We start from the raw sequence: 11,141 nt of genomic DNA on the forward strand, positions 1-11,141 counted from the left end.
TTGAGTTTATTAAGAGGTGATGTAGGGTCTGGTTATAAGGTCAGAAGGTAGTTCACCAGGTTCTCATCGCGTTCCAGGTTCAATTTTTTACGCAAACGATATCGTTTGATCTCAACGCTTCGGGGAGAAATATTAAAAAGGGGGGCCATTTCCTTCGAAGTGAGGTTCAGGCGCAAATACGCACATAGGCGTATATCATTTGGGGAAAGTTCCGGATGGGCTGTTTTGAGTTTACTGAGAAATTCACGGTCGGAATTGTTAAATGCCTCTTTGAACATTTCCCAGTCATCGTCCTGACTCAGGCTTTGATCAATGATATCTATAATGGGCTGAATGGAGTCTGTATCCCGGAAACGCTCATGTATCTGGTTGCGTACCCGGTTCAGGATTTCATTCTTTTTGATGATGCTCATCGTGGAAGCCGCCAGTTCGTTACTTTTTTTCCTGAAGTCTTCCCGCAGCTGATTATTTTTAAGCTTTACTATTTCCTGCTCGTTACGCGCCCGGGCAAGGTCCAGTTCGCGCTGTTTGCGACTTAGGAGCCGGATTTGTTTTTTGCGGTAATAATTTCGGTATTGTGAATGAATGAACCATCCGGCAAGGACCAGCATCAGGGCGTATACCGCCCACATAGGACGGGTACTGTACCAGGGTCTGCCAATCACAAACGCATAATCTGCTGTATTGCCCGAAAGTTGATCGCCAATCCGGGAGCGCACCTGGAACGTATAGCTACCGGGCGGAAGGTTTCTGAAGGAAGCCGTAGGATTTTCTGACCAGGAGCTCCAGTCCGGATAAAATCCTTCCAGGCGGTATTGGAACAGGGGGGCGCGGAAGGGAAAGTATTCCGCGGTAAAAAAAGAAAAATCCAGATTGTTCTGCCAATGTGAAAATTCACCTGCCCGGGAAATTTCTGCCATAGACTCCAAACCGGACTGTGATTCCCGGCCCTCGAAGTGTACAGAGGAAAGGGTTACATTGAAGTCTTTTGAGGCATAGCGGTTCAGGTCTATGGCCATATATCCCGAACCCGTTCCAATCAGGTAACTTCCCACCTCAGGTTGCACCCCCAGACTTTCATAACCCACAATTCCGTTTCGTTCCTTTTCTGTCAAAGGTATTACTAAGGTCTTGGGATTGCCCATCAAATTCCCGGGACTGACCACGTAGATATTGTAGTTCCCAAAAAACCATAAGCTATTATTGGACTCATCCACATGCATCCTGCCCGAAAGGTTCTTTTCCTTTTCATAAATAGTTTTAAGGGTGGTGTCTTTTGCGAATAGGTCAGCCTTAGGGTCATATCGGAAAATCCCATCAGAGGAAGCATACAACAACGCATTTCCATATTTCAGGATGCCCGAATCATAACCGATAAGTGTAGTATCAGCCGTTACACTGATCGCGTTGTAATACGCTGAGTCCGCTCTCACTTTGAAAATACCCTTGTACTCGTGATTCACAAAAACCGTCTCGTCGAGTACTTCTACGAAACGCGATGAATGTTCAAAACCAGCGATTTTATTGCGCACCTTCCAGTACTTTCCATCCTGCTCCAGGATACTTAACCCGTCGTATTTCCCTTGTATAAGCCATTGTGGATGGTCTGGCAACCGGGATACTTTCCAGGTGCCGGAGGCCTCATCGATCCGAACTGCCTGGGTCCCATCGATCACGAAGGTACCGGTATGGTGTCCGCAGAACAGCGTGCCATCAATCTCATCCAAAGACCACACCTGCCCCTTGGTACCCTCAACGAGCGTAAACTCATCCGATCCTTCAACAGGTTTGTAAAACAGCCCCTGATTCGATCCCAGGTAGAGGAACCCCTTATGCGAACGGACGGCATACACACTGCCTACCTCCCCTTTTTTGTCAACGAACAGGGTAAAAGGTGATTCGGGATTGATATAGCTTACCCCGTTGTCAAGCCCAAGCCAGATGTTCCCATCCCGATCCTCGAAAAGGGCAAGGACGGTATTGTTGTCCAGGCCATTGAGTTGGTCGTATTGGCGGACCAGATTGCCATCAGCATCCAGGTGAAGTACTCCCCTGGAAATAGTGCCAATCACAAATCCACCTGTTTCCACTTGCAAAGCACTGTAGATCCGTGAGGCAAGTAAGGAACCATTAGCCGGAATTTCCCATGAGATCAGACCTTCCGGACTGAGTTTGAAAAAACCGCTGTCGCTTGTTAATACGAGCAACCCTTCCTGCGTTCCAAATAGGTTGATGACCTCTTGCTCAAGGAGTATCGGATGGTTACTGACCAAAACCTCAGCTCCATTTTCAACCTTGAATACCCCATGTCCTATCCGTTGAAAATAAAGTATCCCGTCTACCTCAAAGCCCTTTGTAAAAGCCGTTTTAGCCTCTATAACCCTTACTGCTTCATCGGAGGGATTGTAGGCGTAAATCCGATCGAGTGACTGGAAAATAATGTAGTCATCAATTTCCAAAATTGTCCAGAATTCTTCATCGGGCACCATATCGACATTCAGTCTTTTGGTCAGGGAGGTATACCTTAAGATTCCGTAGACATCGCGTTCCCAGTATCCAAAATCCATATAGAAACCACTGTAAACACGGTCGCCGATAGCCTTGACCGATCGCATGATGGTATTGTTAGGAGAAGGATTCAGGGTCCAGGACGACCCGTTATAAACCAGCAGTCCCCTATTATTTGCAATACAGATACGTTTATCGCTGCCCTGAGAAATGGACCAGTTCTGATTCTCTGCCCCATAATCCGCAGGGGTAAAATTCCGGATGGGGGGAAGATCCTGGCTGTAAAGCCTTCCAAAGAGGATTAAGAATATGATAGCTGCAACTCTCAACGGGCGGGAACTTTGAATCCTGGCTTTAAAAATACGAATACTTTTCAGTAGAAATGATAAGGTGTTCCACTTGCCGATTCCCCGAAAGAAAATAATTCCGCGAGTGCCCCATCAATTTTATCCCTAATGGTGTATACCCAAAGAACCCTGGCAGAGAGGTGGATACTGCCGGTTCCCACTGTTAATGTTATCGTAAATATCCTATTTTTGTTTAACCTTTTATCTAATTTAGCTAAACATTCATAAACTTTATTCAACACTTATGGTTCTCTCAGCGCGTTTTATCATCCTTTCCTTTGTTTTTCTTTTCACGATTCCGGCCTCAAATGCCCAGGATTTCCAGGGACAGGCTTATTATTTTTCGAAATCGACCATGGAGTTAGGCAGCTGGGGCGCCAGAATGAGTGAGGCCCAGAAAAAAGAGGTTTATGCACGGCTTCAGAATCGCCTCGAAAAAACGTACATCCTCAATTTTAACAAGGAAGCCTCAGTGTTTAAAGAGGAGGAGAAATTGGATGCCATGTCCGGGGCAACGGATTCCTGGGGAAAGAATTTTGCCAGGGGCGAACAGTATAAAAATGTAAAAGGCAACGAATTGGTGCAAAGCCAGGAATTTTATGGAAAGTTATTTCTGGTCAAGGATGAATTACAAAATATCAAATGGGAGATGGGATCCGAGTCAAAACAAATAGGGCAATATATGTGCTTTAAGGCGACAGCTAGTGTACCCACCAACGAACTCACTTGGTTTGACTTCTCCTGGAGCCGGCTAAGGCAGAACAATGAAAATTCAGGCGAACCTAACGGGGAGGAAGCGAAAGAGCCCGCCGTGGAGATGACACAAATCGAAGCCTGGTATACACCTCAGATTCCCGTAGCACACGGCCCGGCTGAGTACTGGGGCCTTCCGGGTCTAATCCTGGAGGTTAGTGCAGGGAATACGGTAATGCTCTGCTCAAAAATTGTCATGAACCCCGATGTAAAACTCAAAATTGAAGCTCCGGACAAAGGCAAGGAAATCACCAAAACGGAGTATCAAATCACGGTAGCGGACAAAATGCAGGAGATGAGAGACAATCGCGGACGTAGAAGAAGCAGATAATACAAGCCTTCCAGGTATCTCATCCCACACCCTAGCCACCACTATTCATGAAAAACGTATTCTTTATCGCGCTACTCCTGGTAGCCGGTAGTTCCTATGGACAGGTTCTTCTGGAAGGGGTGGTTAAAGATAGTCTGGGAACACCCCTGGAATTGGCCAATGTAATTGCTATAAACCAGGAGACCAAGGGCATGGAGTCTTATGGTATTACCAACGAGCAGGGGGCATTCCGATTAGAACTCAGCCAAAACGGAACTTTTGAAATTCAGATCAGCTATGTGGGTATGACCACCTTTAAGGAAATCCTCACCACGGCTGAAAGCGATCTGGAAAAATCGTTTACCCTGGTTTCGGAAAATGCCCTGGATGAGGTGGAACTGGTGTATACCATGCCTGTAACCATAAACGGAGATACGCTGGTCTACGATGCAGACTCCTTTAATACCGGAACAGAGCGAAAACTGGAAGACGTTCTGGAAAACCTGCCTGGGGTAGAGATCAATGAAGACGGGCAGATTGAAGTTGAAGGTAAAGTCGTTAACAAATTGATGGTCAATGGGAAAGACTTCTTTGACGGGGATACAAAACTGGCGACCAAAAACATCCCTTCAAAGGCTGTTGACAAAATTCAGGTGTTGCGAAATTATTCCGAGGTGGGCCAGCTCAGGAGTGTGACCAATAACCAGGACAACGTTGCCCTGAACATCAAATTGAGAGAAGGCAAGGAGAATTTTTGGTTCGGAGATGTTACCGCCGGTGCCGGGGCTTCCCCGGATAATGCGCTCTATGTTTTACAACCCAAACTGTTTTATTACAGTCCCAAATACAGCCTGAATTTTATTGGGGACCTCAATAATACGGGGGAAGTAGCACTCACTCGGCGCGATATACGGAACTTTGGAGGTGGCTTCAGGGCCCCCAGCCGCAATAGCGGGACAAGTATCAACCTGGGAGATAACAGCCTTAATTTCCTGACCGATGAAGCCAATGCCCTGGAGATTGAAAACAAACTGGCCACAGGAAACTTCAGTTACTCTCCCTCCCGGGCCCTTGACCTGAGCGGATTCCTGATCTATAACAGCAGTAGGGTTGTCTCCCGGGAGACGAGTTTTATTCGCTACACAGATCCAAGTTTGGGAATTCCCGATGAAGCCACGGAGCAATCCAGCAGGGAGCGCTCGAACCAGGCCTTGCTCAAACTCAGCGCTTCCTATCAGCCCAACATCAATAATCAGCTGGACTATGACATCCTGGGCCGTGTTTCCAATGACCGTCAGAACCAGGATGCATTTTCCTCGGTAATCGGGACCACAACCCAGTTCGACGAAGTGACTCCTTACAGCATCAACCAGAACCTGAATTACTACTACACCCTGGATGAGGATAATATTTTTGCTTTTGAGGCGCAGCATTTACTGAAAAACGAGGACCCTTTTTACAATGCCGTTCTGGCCAATGACCCAAATGGATCGGATGCTTTTGATGGTACGGCCAGGGCCCTGGGCCTGGATACCACCCAAACCCGTTACGATTTGGGACAGGACCGGCGTATCAAATCCAATCAGTTGGATGCGAAGCTGGACTATTACAACATTCTCACGACCAAAAGTAATCTCAATGTCACCCTTGGGGTGATCTTAAGCCGGCAGGAATTCAATTCCCAGATATTCCAGTTCCTCGACGATGGATCCCAATTCAATCCGACCCCTACTTTTAATGAGGGGCGTGCCTCCAACGATACGCAATACAATTTCAGCGACCTCTATCTGGGGGTTCGTTATCGCTTTAAGGCAGGTAAATTTACAATCACGCCAGGAATATCTGCCCACGCCTATGGCAACAGGAACATTCAGTTTGGGGAGACCTTTGAAGATAATTTCTTCCGCCTCCTGCCCGAATTTGAGACTCTTATTCAACTTAAGAAAAGTGAATCCCTCACCCTGAGGTACAATATGCGGAATCAGTTCACCGATGTGACACGCCTGGCCGAAGGATTGGTCCTGAACAGTTTTAACAGCATTCAATTCGGGGATTCAGAACTACAGAACGCCCTCTCCCACAACATAAGCCTTCTCTACAATAGCTTTAACTTATTTAACTATACCAACGTTTTTGCACGGGCCGCCTACACCAGTAATATCGATCAGATTCGGAGCCTGACCAATTTTGACAATGTCATTCGGACCAGCACCTTTTTCAATTCCAGTTTTGCGGATGAAACCGCCTCCATTTTTGGGCGTATTCAGCGTACTTTCGGGAAAATCAGGGCCAGCTTTAATGCGAGTTTGAATTACAGCAAGATCAATCAGTTCATACAGGGACAGCAATCCGTAAATGAAGGCTTTACCCAAACCTATACCCCTGGCATCCGAACGAACTACAAGGTAGCGCCAAATGTTACCCTTCGCTACCGGTATAGCGTCACCAATAATAATCAGGGAGGTGGGGAGACGAAGTTTGTGACCAATGCGCCTTCCGTCGAGGTCGATGCACTGGTTTGGAAATCCCTGACAATACGGAGTAATTACACCTATACCAACCAGGATCTGGGAAATGGGGATTCTCAGTCCTTCCAGAATTGGGATGCCCGGATTTCCTACCGCAAGAGCAGAGACTCCAAATGGGAATATGAAATAAGGGCAACCAACATCCTCAATATCGAATCGCAGGTAAGAAACAGTGCCAATAACCTTTCGGTCTTCCTGTCGGAGACCTTTATACAACCCCGATTCCTCACCTTTCGCTTTATCTATACGCTCTAATGAAGATTGTCCCTGTATAGCTGAACCTTTTCGCTACTTAGACTAAAAACGCAAAGCCTCTTCGAAAAACCGCCTTGAAGCCGTTTCAATTGGGTAATTCAGTCTCAAGTCTTTTCATCTCCTGGTAGCGGGAGAAAACACCCAGTGCATTGAGGTAGCAAATGATAATTCCCCTTTTGCCATCTAAAAACCCTAATCTTAGGATATAGTGATTTAAAAACTTATAAGCGGGCCTAAAGATAAAATGGTACAATGAGGCCCGTTTGCCTTTTTGATATTGTTCAAAGGCTTTCATTTTCCCATATTTCACCATTTTGCCCTTGTAGTCCTCATAATCCTTGTATGAATAGTGCAGCAGTTTGTTTTTCAGGGTTGCTGACTGCCCTTCAACTTCCAGGGTTTCGTGAACAATCCGGTCTTCAACAAATCTGACCTTACTTTTTCTGAATAATCGATAATTCTTATCGCTTTGCCATCCACTGAAATGCAAAACCTTATTCTTAAACATAAAGGTTCTTTTGAAGAAATAGGCAGCCACATCAGATTCATCAGAATGTATCACTTCGAGAACTTCCGCTTTCAATTCGGGAGTCAGCCGTTCATCAGCATCCAGAAAGAGAACCCAGTCATGTGAAGCCTGAGTAAGGGCATAACTTTTTTGATCGGTATAGTTGATGAATTTTCGTTGGATTAATTTCACATTGGGGTGCTCTTCTATAAGGGCAACCGTACGGTCCGTGCTGTAAGAATCGATAACGATTAGCTCATCGGCAAAACTCAAATTATCCAATATACCTTCAATGTTTTCTTCTTCATTGTAGGTGATAACCAATGCTGATATTTTTGCGTCCTCCTTACTCATTCACTAAGTAGTCCTGAAGTTTTCTCAATTGTTTTTGTTCGTCGAAATTTTGGACAATATGATGAAATCCGTTTTTTCCGAAGGCTGTACGCTTTTCTTTATCCTGATACAGTTCCATGACCCTGTCTGCAAATTGATCGATATCGTTTTCCGGCACTAAAAACCCTGTTTCCCCCTCTATGACCAATTCCGGGTTGCTGCTGAGGTTAAAGGCAATAATGGGTTTTTGACAAAGCGAGGCTTCGGCCAGAACATACCCAAAACCTTCCCAATAGGAAGGCAACAAAAAGATATCCGCAGTATTAATAAATTCCAGCGGCGTTTCTATAAAACCGGCAAATCGAACAACGTCCTGAACACCCAATTCATTGGAAAGCTTTTCCAAAGCCCCTCTCAGCCGACCTTCACCTCCAATAATCATCTGGAAGTTCAGATGCCTTTGCTTTAACTCAGCTGCGAGCCTTATCAGGAATTCGTGATTTTTCTGATATTCAAGCCTCCCAAGGGTCAACAGTCTAAAACCATTTTCTTCTACTGAGGTTTTCGGAAGCTGATCCACGTTGATACCGTTGTATATAACCGTTATTTTTTCCTTTGGAAATAAAAAAGGATTATTCTGTAAAACCGTTCTCTTGGTAGCCTCTGAATTGGCTAATACGTCGGTGAGGATGTCTTTGAAGTAGTACCGGTTCAAAAGTGAATTCTCAATAGGAATGGCACTACCCCTTCGATAAATTATTCGCTTAACACCTGCCATCTTTGCGGCTTTACCCGCGATCTTTAAGTCCCGTGACAAGTTGATGATAATGGATGCAACATTGAATTTTCGTAAAAGTTGGTACACTTTGGCATAGGCATATGGATTTAGAATACTCATATTGCTCAATGAAATACCTATGTGGGGAACATTTGTCTTTTTCAGTTTCTCCAACAAAACACTTTTCCGGTGGGCAAATACAACAACATCAATTCCGTTCTCGTGTAAATAGCGACTCACCTCATAATGCCATTTTTCACCACCCCCCCACGCTTCTGCCGAATTGAAAAAACCAATAACACCTGTCATACCAAAGATTTATAGAGCTGAGTTAAGTCTCCGGATACCTGGGAATCTGCAAAGCGCTGCACGTAGACATACCCTTTTTCTGCCATTTGTTCCCGTTGATCCGGATTGTTAAAAAGGTGCTCCAGAGATTGTCGTATTTCCGAAATATTTACCGGGTCGATGAACATAGAGTCAGGTCCTGCGGCCTCAGGGAAGCAGCCATTTCTGGTCGTAATAACGGGTAGTTTGCTATACAATGCCTCAATAATAGGTATTCCAAAACCCTCACAAAGAGAGGGGTAGCAGAAAACTGTGGCACACTGATAGAGCCTGGCCAGTTCCGCTGAGGTGATATTTTTTATGAATAAGACCTGTTGCCCCATGTCATTCTGGTCAATATACTCATGTACCTGCTTTGCATAGCCCTTTTCCTGTCCTACCAAAACAAGAGGAAAACCAGTGCCATGTATTGCTTTTACTAACGAGAGTACATTTTTCCTCGCCTGTATGGTTCCCACATTTAATATGAAGGTTTTGGGCAGGTTGAACTTTTTCCTGACTGCATCTTTGTCACTTTCAGAATAAGTTTTCTTGTATACATCATTACATCCCTGGTAGATGACTGAAATTTTGCTCTGGTTCGCCTTCAAATAGTGAATCAAATCCCGCTTGGTTTGTTCACTTATCGCGACAATTCGATCGGCATGTTTAATGGCGTACTGAAACTTAAGCCTGTAGATAATCCGGTCAAAAAAATTGTAATACTGAGGATGGCTTAAAAAAATCACGTCGTGAATGGTGACCACTCTGGGGATTCTCTTTGCGCCAAACTGTAGCGGAAGTTCCCCGGATAACCCGTGAAAAACATCAATGGAATCGACATTTATTTGTTTCCATTGTCCAAACAGGCGCCAGAGCGAAGGAAAGGCTTTCCAGAACCACCCTTTAGGATAAACAATAGTTGCTTTTTGAAGAGCTACTTTATTCTCGAGATTGGATTTTTTTGTATTGAAAAGATAAAAATGCTGAAACCCAGGGTTGTCCGTTAAGATACGAACGATGTCTCTCCCATAATTGCCGAGACCAGTGTTGTTGTGAAAAATACGTTTTGCATCGTATCCGATATTCATTTTAAGCCATTGAGAGGGGTAAATTTACAGATATTTCTACTAAGTCATCCCTCAGGTTTATAAATCCAGAAACTCCATATAGTTTGCTTGTTGGTATTTGAAACTCCATTTGGGGTTGGTGTATCCTTCAGGCAAGACCATATTATCATCAAGGATGTGAAAGAGTAATTTGTCGAGTTCATCCCCGGGATAGAAAATGGCATTCTCTTTTAAGTCCTCCAGTGGCTCAAAAAATTGCTTGCATAGCAGGGGCTTTTTATAGGCATATGCAAGATTGAAACTTCCGGAAATTTTGTATTTCAGGTAATTATCTTCGGATTTTAACAAGGGCAAAATGAAATCACTCGCTTTGATATACCCGTGGTATTCCTCATTCGCAATAAATGAATTGAAACAAAGGAAGGCATTCTGTAAGTCGTTTTTGGTGATCGCCTCCCACAGCTCCTTCTCTTCTGCTCTTGAGGTATCCAGTTTTCCCAGGAGGAGAAACTTCAAATTCTTGAAGTGCTTAAGTTTGGAGAGGGCGTTTATCAAAATCATATAATCCCTTCGCTGCCAATCGATCCGACCGGGTATGGCAATCCAGACATCTTCTTTTGGTTTGGTAATCTCACTCTTGTAATCTGGAAAAAATATGGGGTAAAAGCTGCTGACTTCAATGGCTGTCTTACCGGATAAATAGTCCTTTATCTGGTCACTCAGCACCATATACTTTTTGATTTTCAGGGAAATAATACGCTGTGTGAAACTTTTCAGCAATTTGTTTCCGTTGTGCAGCACCCCAACACATGGTACGGATGCCGTTAATAGAAGCAGGCATAAATTCCTGACAAATTTGCTGGAACTGGCTGTGTTGAATATTACGAGGTCATACTGCTTTAGTTTTTGGGCCGTTCTGACTTGTTGTCGAATTTTCCTGAAGGCTCCCTTTTTTAAAGGGTGTATGTAATCAACGCTTTTACAAAGTGTTTCGTAAGAGGAAACCTGCTGTGCCAAGGCCTTATGAAGCAACAGAGAAGTCTCTATACCCGCATGTTTGAGAAATAACACCTGGGCATAGATGCATTCCTCATGACTGGTACTTAATTCGACGATGATCACTTTCATGGATATTCGGACTATCTTGCCTGAAGCGTAAAACTAGGTACCTTTTTGGTCAATGAAAAGAGTTAAGATCACTTCTTTTGACATACATCCAATTAAGCGGTACTCAGGATTATGACTTAGATCGTTACCCGCTTAGCGGGTGATCCTTTTTAATCCGTAGTCTAATTGAAAAGTAACAAAGCTGCGCTTTGCCCGTTCTAGAATCCCGATAGCCGTAAGAAGGATTACGCGCTACGCGCGTGATCCTTTATAATCCGTAGTCTAATTGAAAAGTAACAAAGCTGCGCTTTGCCCTT

Annotated in this window: 7 protein-coding genes; 2 read left to right on the forward strand and 5 right to left on the reverse strand. The window is 44.5% G+C overall.

Annotated elements, in window-relative coordinates; translation table 11 throughout:
• Positions 1–32: 32 nt before the first annotated feature.
• Positions 33–2,837, reverse strand: a complete 2,805-nt coding sequence (locus QU605_RS14125; protein WP_289725972.1) for a helix-turn-helix and ligand-binding sensor domain-containing protein — start codon at positions 2,835–2,837, stop codon at positions 33–35.
• A gap of 262 nt (positions 2,838–3,099) precedes the next feature.
• Here QU605_RS14125 and QU605_RS14130 point away from each other — a divergent pair, with 262 nt between their 5' ends.
• Both QU605_RS14130 and QU605_RS14135 read left to right on the forward strand, forming a co-directional pair.
• Positions 3,100–3,939: a GLPGLI family protein gene (locus QU605_RS14130; RefSeq protein ID WP_289725973.1), complete on the forward strand. Its 840-nt coding sequence runs from the start codon at positions 3,100–3,102 to the stop codon at positions 3,937–3,939.
• Positions 3,940–3,986: 47 nt separating this feature from the next.
• Entirely contained in the window at positions 3,987–6,701 is a 2,715-nt protein-coding gene (locus QU605_RS14135) for a carboxypeptidase-like regulatory domain-containing protein (RefSeq protein ID WP_289725974.1), read from the forward strand.
• A gap of 85 nt (positions 6,702–6,786) precedes the next feature.
• Here the strand turns inward: QU605_RS14135 and QU605_RS14140 are convergent, their stop codons facing one another.
• The 4 genes from QU605_RS14140 to QU605_RS14155 are packed head-to-tail and all read right to left on the reverse strand — an operon-like array spanning position 6,787 to position 10,845.
• Positions 6,787–7,563, reverse strand: a complete 777-nt coding sequence (locus QU605_RS14140) for a glycosyltransferase family 2 protein (RefSeq protein WP_289725975.1) — start codon at positions 7,561–7,563, stop codon at positions 6,787–6,789.
• Complete coding sequence (locus QU605_RS14145; protein WP_289725976.1) at positions 7,556–8,629, reverse strand: glycosyltransferase; 1,074 nt, start codon at positions 8,627–8,629, stop codon at positions 7,556–7,558. Before QU605_RS14145 ends, QU605_RS14140 begins: the two co-directional genes overlap by 8 nt.
• On the reverse strand, positions 8,626–9,738 hold the full coding sequence (locus QU605_RS14150) for a glycosyltransferase family 4 protein (protein WP_289725977.1): 1,113 nt from the start codon (positions 9,736–9,738) through the stop codon (positions 8,626–8,628). The genes QU605_RS14145 and QU605_RS14150 overlap by 4 nt, the downstream gene beginning before the upstream one ends.
• A gap of 57 nt (positions 9,739–9,795) precedes the next feature.
• On the reverse strand, positions 9,796–10,845 hold the full coding sequence (locus QU605_RS14155) for a glycosyltransferase family protein (protein ID WP_289725978.1): 1,050 nt from the start codon (positions 10,843–10,845) through the stop codon (positions 9,796–9,798).
• Positions 10,846–11,141 lie beyond the last annotated feature (296 nt).

Origin of the sequence: Robiginitalea aurantiaca (assembly GCF_030380815.1) — a bacterium.
GTDB lineage: Bacteria > Bacteroidota > Bacteroidia > Flavobacteriales > Flavobacteriaceae > Robiginitalea > Robiginitalea aurantiaca.

Bases quoted from the DNA above. Each gene is read 5' to 3' on its own strand.
- QU605_RS14155 (WP_289725978.1), bottom strand. From the start codon at position 10,845: ATGAAAGTGATCATCGTCGAATTAAGTACCAGTCATGAGGAATGCATC.
- QU605_RS14130 (WP_289725973.1), top strand. From the start codon at position 3,100: ATGGTTCTCTCAGCGCGTTTTATCATCCTTTCCTTTGTTTTTCTTTTC.
- QU605_RS14140 (WP_289725975.1), bottom strand. From the start codon at position 7,563: ATGAGTAAGGAGGACGCAAAAATATCAGCATTGGTTATCACCTACAAT.
- QU605_RS14150 (WP_289725977.1), bottom strand. From the start codon at position 9,738: ATGAATATCGGATACGATGCAAAACGTATTTTTCACAACAACACTGGT.
- QU605_RS14145 (WP_289725976.1), bottom strand. From the start codon at position 8,629: ATGACAGGTGTTATTGGTTTTTTCAATTCGGCAGAAGCGTGGGGGGGT.
- QU605_RS14135 (WP_289725974.1), top strand. From the start codon at position 3,987: ATGAAAAACGTATTCTTTATCGCGCTACTCCTGGTAGCCGGTAGTTCC.